Below are 19,266 nucleotides of genomic sequence, written 5' to 3'. Positions count from 1 at the left end.
CGATGAATAAGATATGACGTTGAAAGAACATAGTAAGCGAATGACCGATTCCGTTCAGGGAGCAAGGGCCGTGACTGAGAGCCTTTGCCGGATTCGTCGCTGAATTCACTCTGGAGTCGTGTTGGAGACAACACCGGTTTGGCATCACGATAACGATGCTCTCAAGTGGGCCATGAATAATTGGCCAAGTAGGGTGGTACCGCGATGATTCGTCCCTTCAGTCAACGACTGAAGGGACTTTTTTATGTAGAGGAGGAAGCGAACACATGAAAGAACAATTAGAACAGTTACAAGTGGAAGCGTTAGAAGAAATCAAACAGGCATCCACACAAAAATCATTGAATGACGTCCGCATCAAATATTTAGGGAAAAAAGGACCGATGACTGAAGTGCTCCGTGGCATGGGTAAATTATCTGCCGAGGAACGTCCGATCATCGGTGAGTTGGCGAATACCGTTCGTACCGCGATTCAAAGCACACTCGATGCTCGAATCGAAGAGGTGAAGGCGATTGAATTAGAGGAAAAGTTAAATGCGGAAACGCTCGATGTGACTCTACCGGGGCGGACATCGACTCCTGGCCACAGTCATCTCTTACAACAAATCATCGACGAGATGGAAGACTTGTTCGTTGGACTCGGATATACGATTGCTGAAGGTCCTGAAGTCGAAACTGATCTCTACAATTTCGAAATGCTCAACTTGCCGAAAGATCATCCGGCACGAGACATGCAGGACTCGTTCTATATCACGGAAGAGACGTTACTTCGTACTCATACGTCTCCTGTACAGGCTCGCACGATGTTGGAGGCGAACGGAAAACCGATTCGCATCATCTGTCCAGGTAAAGTGTATCGTCGTGATGAAGACGATGCGACGCACTCGCATCAATTCATGCAAATCGAAGGATTGGTTGTCGATGAATCCATCTCGATGGCTGACTTGAAAGGGACGCTCGAAGTGTTCGTGAAGCAGTTGTTCGGAGAAACGCGCGAAATTCGTCTCCGTCCAAGCTTCTTCCCGTTCACGGAACCATCGGTCGAAGTCGACATCTCTTGCTTCAAGTGTGGCGGGAAAGGATGTAACGTATGTAAAGGAACCGGGTGGATTGAGATTCTCGGAGGCGGAATGGTCCATCCGCATGTATTGGAGATGGCTGGCTATGACTCGTCAAAAGTGTCAGGGTTCGCATTCGGAATCGGAGTGGAGCGTATGGCGATGCTCAAACACGGCGTCGACGACATCCGCCATTTCTACACAAATGACTTACGTTTCATCGAGCAATTCTAAGGAGGAAGACAGATGTTACTTTCAAAAAAATGGTTGAATCAATATATTGATGTATCCGATTTAAGCGGCGAAGCGCTCGGTGACTTGATTACGAAGAACGGAATCGAAGTCGAAAGTGTGACAAATCGTGGGGAAGGACTTTCTGGGATTGTCGTCGGGCGGGTCCTTTCATGTGAGAAACATCCGGAAGCGGATAAGTTGAACGTGACGAAAGTGGACATCGGAGAATGTGACCCTGTTCAAATCGTATGTGGCGCACCGAACGTGCGCGAAGGGCAACATGTGATCGTGGCCAAAGTTGGCGCACGCTTACCAGGACTTAAAATCAAAAAAGCAAAACTTCGTGGTGTCGAATCACAAGGAATGATTTGTTCACTCGAAGAGCTCGGCTTTGAGAAAAAACAAATTCGGGAAGACGAGCAAGATGGAATCCACACATTCCGTGAATCCGTACAAGTTGGTGCAGATGTGCTCGATTTACTCGACTTGAACGATGAAGTCATCGAACTCGGCTTGACTCCGAACCGTTCAGATTGCTTGAGCCTCTATGGAATCATTCATGAGGTTGCGGCCATCTTAGAGCGTCCATACACGTTGCCGACGGCAGATGTCACGTCATCATCACCATCGGAGGTGTCTATCGAACTTGCGACACCGAACTGTTCATATTACGCAGCTCGTGAAGTCAAAGGGGTAACGATTGCAGAGTCGCCACAATGGCTAAAGAATATCTTGATTGCAGAAGGTGTCCGTCCAATCAACAACATTGTCGACGTGACGAACTATGTGATGCTTGAAATCGGACAACCGCTTCACGCATTCGATGCGAAGAAACTCGGCAACTCGATTGTGGTCCGTCAAGCCGAAAATGGAGAAGAAATGGTCACACTCGACGACGTGACGCGCACGCTCGATTCATCGATGATGGTCATCACAGACGGACAAGCTCCAGTCGCCATCGCAGGCGTCATGGGTGGTGCCAATACAGAGGTAGATCTTTCAACGACAGATATCATTTTAGAGTCAGCGTACTTTGATCCGGCATCCGTACGGAAGACGAGCCGTACGCTCGGTCTCCGTTCAGATTCAAGCGCTCGTTTCGAAAAAGGCGTTGACCCAGAACGTGTCATGCTCGCGCTCGATCGCGCCGCGCAACTGATTGTCGAACTCGGTGGAGGAGCCATTCATGATGCGGTGCGTTCAGGTGAAGGCGAATCACGTGCCCGAGAAATCCAAGTGTCGATTGACTATATCAACAAGCGCTTAGGGATGACACTCGATCGTCAGACAATCGTTCACATCTTGGAGCGTCTCGGTCTCGCGACAGAAGGGGATGATGTGCTGACCGTACACATTCCATCGCGCCGTCCGGACTTAGAGCTTCCGGCTGATATCACAGAAGAAGTGGCACGTCTATACGGATATGATAGTCTCCCGTCGACGTTACCTGCCTCTCAATCGAAAGGCTATTTGCCAGCAATCAACGTATTGCGCAGGCAGACACGTCGCTTGTTGCAAGGAGTCGGCTTATCACAAGCCATTACCTACTCGTTAACGAGTGAGGCACATGCGACACGTTTCGGTGGAGAAACCGATCAGCTCGTCCGATTGGCGATGCCGATGAGTGAAGAACGCTCTGTCCTTCGTACGTCGCTCGTCCCTGGGTTGTTGGAGGCGGCTCGTTACAACACGGCGCGTCAACAATCGAACGTCGCACTTTACGAAACAGGACGCGTCTATACGGAGCACGGAGAAACGTTACCGCGTGAGAAAGAACGGGTGGCTGGTGTCGTCACAGGTCTATGGATGGATCATCGTTCGCAAGGAACACGGATCCCGGTCGACTATTTCGTCGCAAAAGGAATTGTCGACACGTTAGTCCAAACGCTTCGCCTAGATGTCACGTATGAGGCCGTATCGATGCCTGATATGCACCCTGGTCGTACGGCAAACATCTTGATGGACGGAGAGGTCATCGGATATGTCGGACAAGTGCATCCAGGAACATCGAAAGACGTCTACGGTATGAAGGAAGTGTATGTATTCGAACTCGACCTCTTGGCACTTCGTGGAGACGAGACACTTCTTTATCAAGACGTACCACGTTATCCTTCGATTTCACGAGATTTGGCACTCGTCTTATCACGTGAGATTCCGGCTGGGACAGTGGAACAAACGATCCGCCAAGCGGCTGGTCCACTCTTAATTGACCTCGTCTTGTTTGACGTCTATACAGGGGAGAATGTTGGAGCGGATGAGAAATCGATTGCCTTCTCACTCAAGTTCCAAGACCCGTCACGAACGTTACAAGATGAAGAAGTAACGGCAGCATATGAAACAATTGTCGAGGCGGTCCGTGCGACACACGGCGCTGAACTTCGAGCGTAAAAAATAAGGAGCGTTGTCCACCTGTGACAACGCTCCTTTTATTATTGAATCTCGAGTGCGAGATCACCGAACTTGGTCCATCCGACAAGACTCGTCACACGATAGAGGGCCCACGTGATGAGTGCAGGGAGTACGACGCCGGTCATCGTGAAGATGAGAAAGGCATCCAACCCTTGGACCGCTAAAATCTGAAGCGGGGCAATCAAGGAGTTGAGCCCGAGACCTGCAATTTCATATGGAACTTGGAGTGAGAACATCAAAGTAGCAATCGGTGCGGAAATCATCGCGGCGATAAACGGTGGGACGACGATTCGCGGATTTTTGATGATATTCGGAAACTGCACTTTCGGTGTGACAAAGAATGAGGCGACCAATCCACCTGGGTCGGTTTGACGATATGCCATTAAGGTAAATCCAACAAATTGAGCAGAGCAACCGATCAAGGCAGCGGCGCTAGCGACAGGGTCAAGTTGAAGCGCGATGGCGAGTGCGGCAGATGATGCAGGCGACATGAGCATGACACTGAAAACAAGTGCGATGACAAGAGATGTGGCAATCGGGGACGTTTCTACAGATGCGGTGATCCCTTGACTGATTGAGTTGATAAGAGGAGTCGTGACCGCTGCTGCAGCAACCCCAACGATAATACGGCTGTGACCGGAACGACCATCATATCAAACTTTGTTTTTCCGAGGACACGTTTTCCAAGCCAGACAGTAGCCGCCGCTGCAATCAGTGCGCTAATCGGTTGACCTGGAACGAGGACGAGTCCGCTTTCCGTCGCTGTTAAAGCTGCACCGCCAATGGTTGCGGCAATCATGGCGCTAAATAGGATGAGCGTGTTGCTTCCGAGTTGAAACGCGACACCAGCGCCTAAGGCAGGTGCCAACAATGATTTGGCGACTTGTCCAATCTGTACGAGCATCGCGATTCCGCTCAAATTACCAATCGTCTCAATCAATAAACCGACACCGAGCGTGACGAGTACGGCATTTGCCATCCCTGCTGAAATTTTTACCATTCGATCCATCATATACTGCTTCACTTCCATCATCTCCTCTATATCTTTATGTCAATAAAAAAACCTATCCATCAAGGATAGGCGCGGTTTCAATCTACAGGCGCCTGTCCGATTACCACGGGAACAAGGGCCTGAAAAGTCGTTTTTGAAAACAAAACGATTTCAGTCCCTCAGTCGAATAATAATCAGCAGGCTGTTCATATGTACGGGATTGGACATTTCGAGCATCTCCTCTTCGTTGGATTTGCTAAAGAATACCATCTATTTTTGTAATAATCAATATTTTCTGAAAATAAACATTAAAAAATTCAGGAAGCCCCGTGGCATCCTGAATTAGCTCATTTGTAGTGAACGTGCTTGAATCTGATCATCGATAAAATTCATCGACAACGCATTGAAGTGATCGGGTTGGTCTACATTGACCACATGACCAGAGTCTGCAACGATTTCAACATTGGCTGTCGGCTGATGTTTCGCTGTCCGTTCGACAGCTTCAAGAAACATATAATCCTCATCACCCATAATATATAAAATCGGGACATTCGTCTGGATCGAAGTGAACTGATTCAGTAAAGGATTAATATTTTCCGTCATTTTGAACCAACGGATAAACTCGCGTTGACATAAGTTCGCCGCATCGCGGACGAACATCATCCGAGACTTTTTGTGACGCTTCTTCGGGAGTAAAATCCATGCGAATAATTTATATAACCACATGTAGGGGACAAAGTTTTGCACAAGACTACCAAGTCGGATGAGCAACGTGGAGCGGACATTGAATTTGACGATGGCTCCGCCGAGAACGACCGATGCGATTCGATCGGGATAGTGCTCAAACATCGCCTGAATCACAATCGTTCCTAAAGACAGACCGACCATGTGTCCTTTTTCGATACCTAAGTGATCCATGACTTCAATCACGTCCTTGGCGACGACATCAAACGTATAGGCGTTCAACGGTTGTTTGAGCGACTGTTCAGCATCGTATGAACCGCCATGACCGCGTAAATCGACGAGCAGGACATTATATTTTTTACGGAAGGGACGAAGTTGACGATACCAATGTGATAAACTTCCTCCGGCCCCGTGTATGAAGATGACCCAAGGATGGTCATCACTAATCGTGTAGGTTTTATAATGCAGCATGAACGCTATCCTCCAAAAATTTTAAGTTCATTTAACCGTAAAATGAGTATATCATACTTGATGTCGAAGCTCTACAAACGACGTTCATTCAAGTTGAGAGCTTTCTTTGTATTCGCAAAATGGACTTTAGCAATCTTTTGTAAATAATCCTGACCATAACGTCGAATGATTTGAGCGGCGACTTGGTCGACTTTTGCTCCTGCCCCTTTCGGGAGGGTTAATCCTACTTGTTTACTTAGTTTGTCCATTTCTTTTAAGAAGAAGGCGCGAGCTAAAATGGAAGCAGCTGCGACGGCGACATGAAGTCCTTCGGCTTTTGTAGAAAAGTAGACATCGTCGCGCACGATATCGCGTTCTGCCCGCAAATGTTGATAATAGACCGACTTCTCTGCGAACTGATCGATGAGAATGGCATCGGGTTTTTGTCCGAGTTTCTCAAGCAACGCTCGAAGCGCAGCATTATGGGCGATGGCAGTCATTTTACCTTGTGTCATCGTACGTTGCATGTTGTTGTATGTTGGATTATGCAGTGTCGCTTTTTGATAAGGAATCGTAGCGTGTAAATCCTTCGCAATCCGGATGATTTCAGGATCGGATAACTGTTTGGAATCTTTTACGCCGAGTTCTTTCACGAGTGCGATTTGATCGCATGAGACAAAAGCCGCTACGACGACGAGTGGTCCGAAATAATCTCCTTTTCCGACCTCGTCGCTTCCAACGACAGACCAACTTGAAAATCCTTCAGGTAAAATGGTGTTCGGTGTGGATGCTTGTTTCTTCTCGGCGGGTGTTCCCCATTTCACTGCCTCGGTCTCGGCATCTTTTCCTTGGAACATCACTTTCCCTGATTGATAAATCGTTACGACAAATCCCGGTGTCTTGGCGCTGAATGTCGCATATGGTGGTGGCGCGACTGCATACTCATGATACATTTTCTTTAGTTTTTCTTGTGATGCGGATGATAGCTTGATGACTTGGTTGCCCAACATGAGCACTTCCTTTCTGTCTGGCAAATTCATTTTACATTTTTTTATGAATTTTTGAAACCGAAGATGAGGTTTTATCGTATATGGAAGTGAGTAGAGAAAAGTGAGGTGAGGTGGACGTGTGGTGGCGCGATGACACGCAACAAGATGAGGTAGAGGAATTATATAAGCATATTCTCGAACTCGAGGCGAGAATTGCTAAATTAGTAGCTCATCAAGTGAGAGTGCGTCGGCTACTGATGCAAGATTCTTCTGAGGGCGTGACGGATCAAGTCGTTCAAGTTCAAAAAGAAGTGGAATATTTTTTAAACAGGATGCGGCTCGAACGACAAGAACTTGTCGACCTATACAATCGGCGACGAATTGAACGTTCCATCGGGCGAGTTCGAGAAGTGAACGACTTATCCACTTCATCACTGTCGGAGTGGGATGAGATTGAGGATCGACTTGCATTAGAAGTCGAACAACTTCGACGTGTACTGATGATGGAACAAAAACGTCGACAGGAGGGGTGGTAATGGAGGCAATCGATCAACTGTATTGGTGGGTGTTGATCATCGCTGGTCTTGGAACCTTTATTTACATGATGTTCTCCGATGCGTTCGAAATGTTCGAGGGTTGGTTTAACCCTGCAGTCATCTTATCGTTCTTAGCACTAGGGGCAGGGATTGGGCTTATCTTAAACGCGTTGGCTCACGTTTCCCCGATGATTGGGCTCGCTGTCGCATTGGTCGGGTCTCTTGCTTTGACGACACTTCTCTATTTATTTGTTCTCTTACCGCTCTCCAATGCGGAAGAATCCATTGGTTTGACGGATGAGGCATTAGTTGGACGTGTCGGACGATTGACCGTGCCCATTCCTGAAGGCGGGTATGGCGAAGTTTTGATTGAGACAGTAACGGGCTCGCTTTTAAAGACGGCTCAAAGCTTAGACGGTACATCGATTTCGACAGATCATCGGGTAGTCATCATTGAAGTAAAAGGCAATATCGCAATCGTCATGCCATATGACGAACCTACAATTCGAGAGGAGATATAACACATGAATACGGCTATCTTAGTCAGCATCATCGTCGGGGTCATCATCCTCGCACTTGTGTTTGTATTCGTATTAAAATATCGCACAGTCGGACCAGATGAGGCACTGATTGTGACAGGTAGTTATTTAGGCAAGAAAAATGTACATAGCGATACATCCGGTAACCGCGTTAAAATCATTCGCGGTGGCGGGACGTTCGTCTTTCCGGTATTCCAACAAGCAGAACCCCTCAGCTTGCTCTCAAGCAAATTAGAGGTCACAACGCCTGAAGTGTATACAGAGCAGGGTGTCCCGGTCATGGCGGACGGAACAGCCATCATTAAAATTGGTGGATCAATCAGTGAAATCGCGACAGCGGCTGAGCAGTTCCTCGGAAAACCGAAGATTGAACGAGAAAACGAAGCGAAAGAAGTGTTAGAAGGTCATTTACGCTCGATCTTAGGTTCCATGACCGTTGAAGAGATTTATAAGAACCGTGACAAGTTCTCGCAAGAAGTTCAACGAGTCGCATCACAAGACTTGGCGAAGATGGGATTAGTCATCGTGTCATTCACCATCAAAGACGTTCGAGATAAGAATGGATACTTAGAATCGTTAGGGAAGCCGCGTATCGCCCAAGTGAAGCGTGATGCTGATATCGCGACTGCGGAAGCGGATAAAGAGACGCGCATCAAACAGGCGGAAGCGATGAAAGATGCGAAGAAGGCCGAACTTGAGCGTGCCTCTGAAATCGCGGAAGCTGAGAAAGAGAACCAACTCCGAATCGCGGCATATCGCCGTGAGCAAGATGTTGCCAAAGCCCGGGCCGACCAAGCGTATGAGCTTGAGGAAGCGCGTGCGAAACAAGAAGTCACCGAACAACAGATGCAAGTTCAAATCATCGAGCGTCAAAAGCAAATCGAGCTCGAAGAGAAAGAAATTATGCGTCGTGAGAAACAATATGATTCAGAAGTGAAGAAAAAAGCCGATGCGGATCGATACTCGATTGAACAGTCTGCCGCTGCGGATAAAGCACGTCAAATCGCAATCGCGGATGCAGAGAAGTATCGTATTGAAGCACAGGCGAAAGCCGATGCGGAACGCGTACGTTTGGCAGGTCTTGCAGAAGCGGATTCTGAACGTGCGAAAGGTGAGGCGGAAGCGGAAATTATCCGTTTGACCGGTCTTGCAGAAGCCGAAGCGAAAGAGAAGATTGCCGAAGCCTTCGCGCAATACGGACAAGCGGCGATTCTCGATATGGTCGTCAAAATGCTTCCTGATTATGCGAAAGAAATTGCATCGCCACTCGGTAACATCGATCAGATTACGGTCGTCGACACGGGGAGCGGACAAAACGGTGGCGCTGGTAAAGTGACAGGTTACGCAACCGACCTCATGGCATCGCTTCAACAAACATTAAAAGCTTCTTCGGGCATCGATATGAAAGACTTGCTCGAGAACTTTGCGGGAAAAGGGAACGTTGCAACAGCCCCAACACCGGAGCGTGAATTAGCTGATACAACGGTTGCTGCTTCAAAAGAATGAGTGTACGAAGCCATGGACGATGTCTATGGCTTTTTTTATTACCACAACTTTTAAAAAAAATCATGGAGAACAATGCCTTCTCAGTCGATATAAGGGTTGTCAGACCATTAGAGAGAGGGAGTATTGAATACATGAAGAAAAGCATAATGCTCAGTACAATCACAGCTTGTACCCTTTGGTTGTCCGGTTGTCAGTCGGTTATCGACGATCCGAATACCACTGTAGAAGAACGACAGACGATGGGGGTCGTCCTATCTGACGTTGGTCTCGGGGACCAATCGTTCAGTGACGCAGCCATGCGCGGGATGGGTGAGCTACGTGAGACGGGTGATTGGTTCGTTGATTATCGTGAACTATCCGAAACGGAGACGTACAAAGTTGGCTTTGAAGAATTGGTAGAAGAGGGACATGATGTGATCGTCGGTCTCGGTTTTGCGTGTCAAGAAGACTTAGAGGCCGTTGCGGCTGAACATCCGGAACAGCAATTCGCTTTGATCGATGGCGTGTCTGAACTTCCGAACGTCTTGAATATTACGTTTGAAGAAGGAGAGGGCAGTACGCTTGCTGGCGCGGTGGCTGGTCTTGAGACAGAGTCCGATACGATTGGATTTATCGGTGGGATGGATATGGAACTCATTCAAAAATTTGAAGCAGGATTTGAACGTGGCGCTAAAGCGGTGAACGAAGATGTCGAGATGCTCGTTGATTTCTCGAATGATTTTGCTTCACCAGAGCTCGGTCGCGAACTCGCTGAGAAACAAATTAAAGCGGGAGCAGATGTTCTGTATGCTGCAGCAGGACTGACAGGGGTCGGTGTACTCGAGACGGCTGAAAAATACGGCGTCAAGGCAATCGGTGTCGATAGTGATCAATCGATGATTGCACCAGATGCGGTTGTGACGTCGATGTTGAAACAAGTTGATTTGGCGATTGTAGAAATTGCGGGTCGTGTGACTGAAAAACCATTTAATGAACACGTCATCCTTGGAATTGAAGAGGGTGGCGTCGGCTTGGCTCCGCTTCGTCGCATTCAATGGGATGAGAAAGAAACATCAGAGTATGAATCGGTAGAACGTCAGTTGAAGGAGGGGACACTTAAATGAGTTTACGTAAACGTTTTATCTTCTCAACCGTCTTCACCGTCGTCTTGATCGTACTGATGATGAGTTACGTCTTGTCGACGTTGAATCGCTTGCAAACATATAACGAACAGTATGGAAGTCAAATGATTGAATTGTCTCAACTTGAAACGTCACTCCTACAAGAACAATCCCTCTGGACGTCACTTGGTGAACAGTCGAACCAATCTACATTGACTCAATTAGAGCGCATCCGTGTGACAAACGCGGAAACATTCGATGATTTAAAACAGTCTTATTTGATTCCGGCATTTTCAAATCATTTAGACCGTGCCACGATGAAGTACGAACAGGTGAACGAAGATGTCGAATCGGCACTTGAAGGTGGTATCGGAGCTCGGATTCAGGCAGCGAAACTGGAAGGTTTGTTAAATGATATCAATACGTTGATTGCAAAGAACGGTTCATTCTATGAAGCGCTTCAAGTAGAGGCGGCAAATGAGACGGAACGTCTCTTGTTGATCTCAGTCCTCTTGACGATTCTCGTCATCCTAGCGCTCGGAATCTACAACTTCTTCTTTGCCCGTTCGATCACTCGACCACTCGAAAAAAATGTCAAGGTGGCAGAAGCGATTGCAGCCGGACGTCTCGTCACGTTGCCTGAGTCGACGCGCAATGATGAAATCGGACGTCTTGAACGTGCCATGCGTGACATGACGGCATCTCTTCAGACGGTGATCGGGTCAATCCGAGTCACATCAATGAAAGTGAACGGAATGACCGAAACGGCCGCGGCCGAAAATGAAGCAGTCGTGAGTACGACGTCTAACATCACGAACGCGGTTGATGAGATGGCACACGGAGCACAGTCGATTGCAAATGAGTTGCAAGAAACACTCAGCTCAGTGCATACGATGGCGACTTCATTTGAGACGAGTTTGAACCAGACGAAACAAACGACGGAAGAAACGTCAGAAATGACACGTGAAGTAGCGGCTGGGATTGAAACATTAACGGACCAGGAGCACATTTTAGATCGTTCAAGCGAACGGAATGAAGTGCTTGTCACGCGAATGGACCACTTTGCACGACAAACGGCTGAGATTGAGGCGATGGCGAAGCTTGTCGAAGACGTCGCGGCTCAGACGAATTTACTTGCCCTCAATGCGGCAATCGAGGCAGCCCGTGCGGGAGAAGCAGGACGAGGATTTGCTGTCGTAGCAAGTGAAGTGAAGAAGTTGGCGGAAGAGAGCAACAAAGCGACTCGCTCTATTTTCCACGTCGTCGAGACGATCCAGCAAGAAGTCGTCCGTTTGACGGAAACGGTGAATGAGTCAAAACGCGAGCAAGAGGCGCAATTAGAAGCGTTCGGATTGACGAAAGAAGCATTCAACCGAATCCATGAACGGACAGACCACGTCGCTTCGTTCGTGCGCACAATCGAACAAGAGATGCGCACATCGAGTAACGAGGTAAACAACGTCTTGCGCCGCGTTGAAGAAGTATCTGGGGTGACGGAAGAGTTGGCCGCAGGAAACGAAGAAGTGGCAGCCTCGATGAAAGAACAGCAGGCAAGCTTCGATCAAATCTTTACATTGATGCAAGAGTTAGAAGGACAGGCAGCGGCACTCGCTGACCAGGTTCAGCATTTCGAAGAAGAATAATCGAACAGTGAACAGTAGGAACGGAGGCCACGTGATGGTCTCCGTTTTTTTCGTCATTCTATAACCTGTTCATAGAAATTATGTCGATAAATATCGTTACACGTACGAGTGCGATATGGAACATGCAAACAAATCATTTCCTAAAGTTAAGATTGTGGGGAAGAACGAGACGTGTTTAGAAACACATGATTCGCCATACTGAACGTAACAGAACAGGGTGGTGATCCGCTTGGAAAGATGGAAACAACTCGTCATCGGTCTCCTAGTCGTTCTTTTTTTAGGAGTGGGCTATTTGTTTTATCAAAAGGAACCGGAGCAACGAATGGTGGACGAATTCGTCATGGAACCTGAGGAGGTCACGCCGACCACGACCCCAGAGCGTATGGAGCTCGTTGTGTATGTGACAGGTGCGGTTGAATCTCCGAACGTATATACCGTACCAGAAGGGGCGAGAGTGGGCGATGTGCTCTCTTTGGCAGTCCTGACAGATGAAGCTGACCCAGAGCAGTTGAATTTAGCACAGTTGTTAGTTGATGGAGTCAAAATCATCGTGCCGAAAAAAGGAGAAACACCGATTTCGCAAGACTCAGCGAGTCCTGAGGTCGAAACGAACGGTGTTCATGTCAACAGTGCGACGAAAGAGGAACTGATGACGGTTCCAGGAATTGGTCCAGCCAAAGCCGAGGCGATTTTAAATCATCTGAAAGCGAACGGTCCATTTAAAACATATGAAGCGCTAGGTGATGTGAAGGGGTTCGGCGAAAAGACATTAGAAAGTATGAAGCCATATTTATTGGTACCTTAAGATGCCGCTGTTTCCATTGTTTGCGGTACTCATTGTAACTGGTCTGACAGAAGGAGTCTATTTGGTCTCTGTGGTCGCTAGTGTCTTTTATCTGGTCACACGACGTGGGCAAGGCCTGTATGCGAAAGCCGGAGTGATTGGACTCATCTGTATCGCATCGTTCCATACGACCCCTACAGAATCGTTACCGTCAGACACGATTGCCTTCTCAATCGAAAGTCGAAAAGAGAATGGGAAATCGGTAAGACTATACGGGAACGTAGACGATCTTCAGGGCGTCTTACGAGGACGCGAACTAAATCGCGGACGACCAGGAGAGACGTGCCTCGTGCAAATCGAAGTAGAGGCTTTTCAACCGTTACGAAACACCGGGGGATTTGATGAACGGGCTTGGGCACGGAGTTCAAACGTATCCTTTAAAGGGAAGGTGAAGCGAATCGACACGTGTCGTCCGACGGCAGGGTGGGACGGTCGGATGCTACGTTGGAAAGAGCGAAAACTTCAGCAAATTGAGCAGCGTCATCGTGCGGATGTCGCATTATATATGGAGGCATTATTGTTCGGAGAGAGTCGAATGCTAGATGAACAGACCTCATTTTCTTATCGTGTTACGGGCCTTCTTCATCTTCTTGTGATTTCCGGTTCACATATTGCTATGTTGATCGTGGCCATGCGCATATTGATGCAGCCGATCCCTATTCGACGTGAAACGAAGACGGTACTGATGATCTTTAGTATTACGATGTTCGGATGGATGACTGGTTTTTCCCCACCTGTCGCAAGAGCTGTCATCGTCGCAGATACGATCCTCTTTCTCTCTCTTTTCGGTGTGACGATTCGAGACCCGATTCGGCTCTTGAGTTGGTGTGCGGCGGGCATGTTGGCCGTTCAACCGTTCCTTGTCACAAATCTGGGTTTCCAATTGACGGTCGGGATGACCTTCTTTTTGTTAGTCACGAGACAAATCTGGACAGGACTAATCGAGTTGTCCGTTTTCGCACAGCTGTTTGGGCTGATTGTACTATGGCAAGTACAACCGGTTCTATCCGTCGCGGCACCGATATGGAATCTCGTGATGGCCATCTGTATCTCGTGGATCATCATGCCACTCGCATTTGTCACATGGATGTTTCCTTCAATTGCCCCGTTGTTCATGGTTGTCTTGGACGCGATTCATGGAATGTTCACTCTCCATGATGATTTACGACCTTGGCTTCCGTTGCACGATCTGGCGTTGCCGTCGCAAATCGCATTGTGTCTAGGGTTATGGGGAAGCTTGACGCTGATAAATCGGAATCGATGGATTGGATGGGGGGCGGCCATCATGACATGTGGGTTGATTGCGGGATGGTCAGAATGGTCGGAATCCTCACGGGTGACCTTTTTGGATGTCGGGCAAGGTGATGCAATCGTCGTAGAATCGGGAAGAACGATTGGTGTCATTGATGTAGGAGGCGTATTTCAAGATCCAAACGAGCAAAAGCGAAGCACATTTGACCCGGGGGAAGATGTATTGGCCCCTTATTTATGGAAACGTGGGGAGCGTTCGCTTGATTTTGTCCTGTTGACCCATGCGGATCATGACCACATCGGGGGATTAGAGGGATTATTGAAGGTAGTGACGGTGGAAGAGCTTTGGATATCAAAAGAAGTGGCGAATGCTGAAAAACGAGAAGAACTGCTACACTTAGCAGCGGCCTATGATGTATCGGTCCATTATCTCGAGGCAGACGATCGGCCGACACCATGGATGTGGATTGTGGCACCGAATCGCCCACACGAAGATGAAAATGGTCATTCGATCAGCCTGTACATGAACGTAGGTGGCATGCGGTATCTATTGACAGGAGATTTGCCGATAGAAGGAGAAGCCGAGTTACCGACGCTTGACGTCGACGTATTTAAACTAGGACATCACGGATCCAATACGTCGTCGGGGGAAGAACTGCTTGAGCGAATCGATCCAGAATGGGTCATTGCGAGTGTCGGTTCGAACAATCGGTATGGACATCCGCACGAGGAGACGTTACGACGGGTTGTGGGGAAACGTCTATTACGAACCGATTTGAACGGGATGATTGTCTGTGAAGAGAACATGTGTCGGGGGATCATCGAGTAGCACGGCATAAAATGTGATACACTAAAAAACGATTGCTCCCCCGGGGCAATCGTTTGAACACTTATAGACTTAAGAACTTGATGATGACACCGATGAAGAAAATCGTGAAGAAAAAGCCAAATGGGACGATGAAGCCGATCGCAGAGTCGATGGCGTCATTACGTTTGCATTGAACGTCATTTTCAAACGGGTTTTCACTCGGTGGGCGTACTGAGTTGATTTGCATATTAGGTCCCTCCTTATCATACTTCCTTTATAAGTATAGCGAATCATGGGAAGATAATCTATGTTTAGATGAGAATAAATTGTGAAAGTGGTGTGTGTTTTGAATGAACCGTGGTTACATAATGGAAAACTGGCGAGCGTCTATGTTCTCCATGGCACCGAAAAATGTTTGTTAGAGACGTGGGAACGTGAAATCGTGAAAGCGGCCAATCCATCCGGTGATCAATTTGATGTCATGCAATTAGATCTTCAAGAGACGTCACTCGATACGGCGCTTGATGAAGCAGAGACGGTCCCTTTCTTTAGTGAATATCGCACGGTTATCGTGAAAAATGCCCAGTTCTTAACGGGTGCGAAAGAGAAGCAAAAGCACAATGTTGACCGTCTGGCGGAATATGTCGTGCAACCGGCGACCTACTCGGTTCTTGTCTTGATTGTCGAGTCAGAAAAACTCGATGAGCGGAAGAAAATCGTGAAGCGTCTGAAAGAGCGTGCCATCGTCCTCGAAGCGAAAAAGCCGAGCCAAAACGAACTGATGCGATACGTGAACGATGCATTGAGTCGTGAACAACAAAAGATGGAGCGCTCTACGATGGAGCGTCTTTTATTCCTATGTCAGGATGATTGGGGAAAGTTGGTTCGCGAACTAGAGAAGCTACAGTTGTACGCGGGAACGGGTGCGACGATTCCGATTGAGATTGTGAATGATTTAGTTCCACGTACATTAGAAGATAACGTCTTTCAGCTCTCGGAGCTTCTCGTCAAGCGACAAGCTGATGCAGCGCTTCGATTGGTTCGGGATTTAGAAAAACAAGGGCAAGAACTGATTGGGCTACTCGGGTTGCTTGCTCGGCAATATCGGAACATGTACCTGTCGAAACAGTTGACAGAGGCAGGCTATGGAGAGAAGCAAATCGCATCGAAAATCGGGGCCCACCCGTATACAATCAAATTGGCGACACAAGCGAGTCGCGGCTTTTCAGAGGCTCAGCTCGCACGTGCGTTGACATTGATTGCAGACGCGGACGAGGCCATGAAAACAGGACGAGGTGACAAACAAATCGTTTTCGATACGCTCGTTTGTCAACTGGCCTTATTGTGAGGTGAGGGAATGGGATTCAAACAAGTGACGCTTCAAGACGTGATCCCACTCCGTCATGTTGTGCTCAGACCAGGAAAAGACGTTGAGACATGCTATTTTGAAGGGGATGAGGTGCCGACGACGCGACACTTCGCTTGGGTTGAAGGCGATCGAGTGCTATCGGTCGCTACAGTCATGCTGTCCCCGAAACAAATCGAGGGTGTGAAGATTCCGCTCCAACTCCGTGGCATGGCGACGGATCCTCATGTTTCGGGACAAGGAATCGGCTCTCGATTTTTACAGGCACTCCATGATGAACTGAGGAGTTCATGGTGGTGTAATGCGAGAGAAGTGGCTGTCCGTTTCTATGAACGAAATGGACTTACACGAATCGGGGAGCCGTTCGACATCCCTGGGATTGGCCCACACTACGTCATGGTATACAAAAAAACAGCCGGCTCCGAATAGGAGGCGGCTGTTTCGTGTGATCTCTAATTAGAGAGCAGCGATACGAGCTGCGAGGCGTGATTTATCACGACCTGCTTTGTTTTTGTGGATAAGACCTTTTGATGCAGCCTTGTCGAGCTTCTTCGTAGCGAGAACGAAAGCTTCTTGAGCAGCTTCTTTGTTTCCTTCGAGTACGAGAGCATCAACACGTTTTACTGCTGTACGCATTGCCGCTTTCTCTTGTGAGTTCGCAACACGACGTTTTTCAGAAGTTTTTGCACGTTTGATTGCTGATTTGATGTTTGCCATTGTTTGTCACCTCCTGAAACAAGAAAGTGTATGTTCTTATTACTTCAAGTAATCATTCAACAGAACAAGCACAATTGTAGCAAACGGTTATATGAAAAGCAACCACTTGATGATTATTCTGAAAACTATCTGTGGTATTGTTGTAGTAGGTCGTACACATTACTTTAGGATTTTGATATAATGACACGGTATGCATGAGAAGGATAGGTGAACCCATATATGAACAAACAAGAATTAGAGAATCGTCAGAAGAAGATTCGTAACTTTTCCATCATCGCGCACATCGATCATGGAAAGTCGACGCTCGCTGACCGGATTCTTGAGAAGACTGGTGCACTCACGGCTCGTGAGATGAAAGAGCAGACGCTTGACGCGATGGACTTGGAGCGTGAGCGTGGAATTACAATCAAATTGAACGCCGTCAAATTGAACTATACGGCGAAAGACGGAGAAGAGTATATTCTTCACTTGATCGACACGCCAGGACACGTCGACTTCACATATGAAGTGTCACGTTCGCTTGCGGCATGTGAAGGTGCGATTCTCGTCGTCGACGCAGCGCAAGGAATTGAAGCTCAAACCCTTGCGAACGTTTATTTAGCACTCGATAACGATCTTGAAATCATCCCGGTTATCAATAAAATCGACTTGCCGTCAGCGGATGTCGAGCGGGTCCGTCAAGAGATTGAAGACGTCATCGGACTCGATGCGAGTGACGCGGTCCCGACTTCTGCAAAAGCGGGAATCGGAATCGAAGAGATTCTCGAACAAATCGTGGAACTTGTCCCTCCGCCGACAGGGGACCCGTCTGAACCATTGCAAGCTTTGATTTTTGACTCGTACTATGATGCCTACCGCGGTGTCGTCGCATCGATTCGTATCGTGAACGGTTCAGTCAAAGTAGGAGACAAGGTTCAAATGATGGCGACCGGCAAGACGTTCGAAGTGACGGACCTCGGTGTCTCGACGCCAAAACCGATCTCTGTTAAAGAATTGAACGTCGGAGACGTTGGTACGCTTTCTGCATCCATTAAAACAGTCGGAGATGTTCGCGTCGGGGATACGATCACACTTGCTAAAAACCCGGCAACGAGTCAGCTACCTGGTTATCGCAAGATGAACCCGATGGTGTACTGTGGTTTGTATCCGATTGATGCGGCTAAGTACAACGATCTTCGCGAGGCACTTGAGAAGCTTCAGCTCTCGGATGCCGCGCTCGAGTTTGAACCAGAGACATCGCAAGCGCTTGGTTTTGGTTTCCGTTGTGGATTCCTCGGCATGCTTCATATGGAAATCATTCAAGAGCGGATTGAACGTGAGTTTAACATCGACTTGATTACGACGGCACCATCGGTAATTTATCACGTGACGACGACTTCAGGCGAAGTGATTCACGTCGATAACCCATCGAAAATGCCAGAGCAACAAAAGGTCGATTCGATTGAAGAGCCATACGTCAAGGCGGCTGTCATGACACCAAACGACTACGTGGGTGCCATCATGGAACTTTGCCAGAAGAAACGCGGAACGTTCATCGATATGCAATATATCGATACGACTCGCGTCAAAATCACGTATGAGATTCCGCTCAGTGAAATCGTCTATGATTTCTTCGATCAGTTGAAATCGAGCACGAAAGGCTATGCGTCTCTCGACTATGAATTGATCGGCTACCGTCAATCACGCCTCGTGAAGATGGATATCTTGCTCAATAACGAAGTCGTCGATGCACTCAGCTTCATCGTTCACCGTGACTTCGCGTACGAGCGTGGGAAGGTTATTGTTGAGAAGCTTAAGGCACTCATTCCACGTATGCAGTTCGAAGTTCCAGTCCAAGCGGCTGTCGGAACCAAAATCGTCGCACGTTCTACGATTAAAGCACTTCGTAAAAACGTTTTGGCAAAATGTTACGGAGGAGATATCTCCCGTAAACGGAAACTCCTCGAGAAACAAAAAGAAGGTAAGAAGCGCATGAAGATGGTCGGGTCCGTCGAAGTCCCGCAAGAAGCGTTTATGTCTGTTCTCTCAATGGACGAAGAATAATGAGATTGAATCGCCCTGATTTTCGAATCAGGGCGATTTTGTATTTTAGGCAGGAAATGCCACTTCCTATAAGGAAGAGTACACCCTTAGACAGACTATAG

16 protein-coding genes and 1 pseudogene are annotated in these 19,266 nt (G+C 47.9%); 12 read left to right on the top strand and 5 right to left on the bottom strand.

The window, feature by feature from the left end; translation table 11 throughout:
• Window positions 1-266: 266 nt before the first annotated feature.
• Both pheS and pheT read left to right on the top strand, forming a co-directional pair.
• Entirely contained in the window at window positions 267-1,289 is a 1,023-nt protein-coding gene (pheS, locus tag KNO71_RS01715; protein WP_031423184.1) for a phenylalanine--tRNA ligase subunit alpha, read from the top strand.
• 12 nt (window positions 1,290-1,301) lie between these two features.
• Entirely contained in the window at window positions 1,302-3,677 is a 2,376-nt protein-coding gene (gene pheT / locus KNO71_RS01710; RefSeq protein WP_214687005.1) for a phenylalanine--tRNA ligase subunit beta, read from the top strand.
• 41 nt (window positions 3,678-3,718) lie between these two features.
• On the opposite strand, the pseudogene KNO71_RS01705 reads toward pheT, so the two are convergent.
• From KNO71_RS01705 to rnhC, 3 genes and pseudogenes are all read right to left on the bottom strand, one after another.
• Window positions 3,719-4,731 (bottom strand): annotated as a pseudogene (locus KNO71_RS01705) (PTS sugar transporter subunit IIC).
• 300 nt (window positions 4,732-5,031) lie between these two features.
• The gene (locus KNO71_RS01700) at window positions 5,032-5,844 is read right to left on the bottom strand and encodes an alpha/beta fold hydrolase (RefSeq protein WP_214687003.1); all 813 of its coding nucleotides are present in this window, start codon (window positions 5,842-5,844) and stop codon (window positions 5,032-5,034) included.
• Window positions 5,845-5,915: 71 nt separating this feature from the next.
• On the bottom strand, window positions 5,916-6,830 hold the full coding sequence (gene rnhC / locus KNO71_RS01695) for a ribonuclease HIII (RefSeq protein ID WP_078147938.1): 915 nt from the start codon (window positions 6,828-6,830) through the stop codon (window positions 5,916-5,918).
• Window positions 6,831-6,949: 119 nt separating this feature from the next.
• On the opposite strand from rnhC, the gene KNO71_RS01690 reads away from it, so the two are divergent.
• From KNO71_RS01690 to KNO71_RS01660, 7 genes are all read left to right on the top strand, one after another.
• On the top strand, window positions 6,950-7,348 hold the full coding sequence (locus tag KNO71_RS01690) for a hypothetical protein (RefSeq protein WP_012726686.1): 399 nt from the start codon (window positions 6,950-6,952) through the stop codon (window positions 7,346-7,348).
• A complete protein-coding gene (locus KNO71_RS01685; protein ID WP_031423196.1) occupies window positions 7,348-7,869 on the top strand; it encodes an NfeD family protein in 522 nt (173 codons plus the stop codon). Before KNO71_RS01690 ends, KNO71_RS01685 begins: the two co-directional genes overlap by 1 nt.
• Before the next feature lie 3 nt (window positions 7,870-7,872).
• Window positions 7,873-9,393 (top strand): flotillin lipid rafts scaffold protein FloT, encoded by a 1,521-nt coding sequence (locus KNO71_RS01680; protein WP_078147174.1) that lies wholly within the window; start codon window positions 7,873-7,875, stop codon window positions 9,391-9,393.
• A 131-nt stretch (window positions 9,394-9,524) separates the two neighbouring features.
• A complete protein-coding gene (locus KNO71_RS01675) occupies window positions 9,525-10,496 on the top strand; it encodes a BMP family lipoprotein (RefSeq protein ID WP_078147173.1) in 972 nt (323 codons plus the stop codon).
• Window positions 10,493-12,136, top strand: a complete 1,644-nt coding sequence (locus tag KNO71_RS01670; protein ID WP_214683985.1) for a methyl-accepting chemotaxis protein — start codon at window positions 10,493-10,495, stop codon at window positions 12,134-12,136. The genes KNO71_RS01675 and KNO71_RS01670 overlap by 4 nt, the downstream gene beginning before the upstream one ends.
• Window positions 12,137-12,365: 229 nt before the next feature.
• Window positions 12,366-12,941, top strand: coding sequence for a helix-hairpin-helix domain-containing protein (locus KNO71_RS01665; RefSeq protein ID WP_078147171.1), 576 nt, complete (start codon window positions 12,366-12,368; stop codon window positions 12,939-12,941).
• 1 nt (window position 12,942) lies between these two features.
• Window positions 12,943-15,060: a DNA internalization-related competence protein ComEC/Rec2 gene (locus KNO71_RS01660; protein ID WP_214687001.1), complete on the top strand. Its 2,118-nt coding sequence runs from the start codon at window positions 12,943-12,945 to the stop codon at window positions 15,058-15,060.
• 61 nt (window positions 15,061-15,121) lie between these two features.
• On the opposite strand, the gene KNO71_RS01655 is transcribed toward KNO71_RS01660, so the two are convergent.
• A complete protein-coding gene (locus KNO71_RS01655; RefSeq protein WP_012726678.1) occupies window positions 15,122-15,286 on the bottom strand; it encodes a YqzM family protein in 165 nt (54 codons plus the stop codon).
• 90 nt (window positions 15,287-15,376) lie between these two features.
• Between KNO71_RS01655 and holA the strand changes: the two genes are divergently transcribed.
• Window positions 15,377-16,387, top strand: a complete 1,011-nt coding sequence (gene holA, locus KNO71_RS01650; RefSeq protein WP_353047650.1) for a DNA polymerase III subunit delta — start codon at window positions 15,377-15,379, stop codon at window positions 16,385-16,387.
• A 9-nt stretch (window positions 16,388-16,396) separates the two neighbouring features.
• On the top strand, window positions 16,397-16,834 hold the full coding sequence (locus KNO71_RS01645; RefSeq protein ID WP_078147169.1) for a GNAT family N-acetyltransferase: 438 nt from the start codon (window positions 16,397-16,399) through the stop codon (window positions 16,832-16,834).
• A gap of 27 nt (window positions 16,835-16,861) precedes the next feature.
• On the opposite strand, the gene rpsT is transcribed toward KNO71_RS01645, so the two are convergent.
• Complete coding sequence (gene rpsT / locus KNO71_RS01640; protein ID WP_012726675.1) at window positions 16,862-17,122, bottom strand: 30S ribosomal protein S20; 261 nt, start codon at window positions 17,120-17,122, stop codon at window positions 16,862-16,864.
• Between the two features lie 219 nt (window positions 17,123-17,341).
• Between rpsT and lepA the strand changes: the two genes are divergently transcribed.
• Window positions 17,342-19,165, top strand: coding sequence for a translation elongation factor 4 (lepA, locus tag KNO71_RS01635; RefSeq protein ID WP_012726674.1), 1,824 nt, complete (start codon window positions 17,342-17,344; stop codon window positions 19,163-19,165).
• The last annotated feature ends 101 nt before the right edge of the window (window positions 19,166-19,266 follow it).

The sequence above is a fragment of the Exiguobacterium sp. s163 genome, assembly GCF_018617135.1.
Classification (GTDB): domain Bacteria; phylum Bacillota; class Bacilli; order Exiguobacteriales; family Exiguobacteriaceae; genus Exiguobacterium; species Exiguobacterium profundum.
Note: the sequence above shows the minus strand (reverse complement) of the source record. Positions and strands in the feature narration are given on the sequence as shown.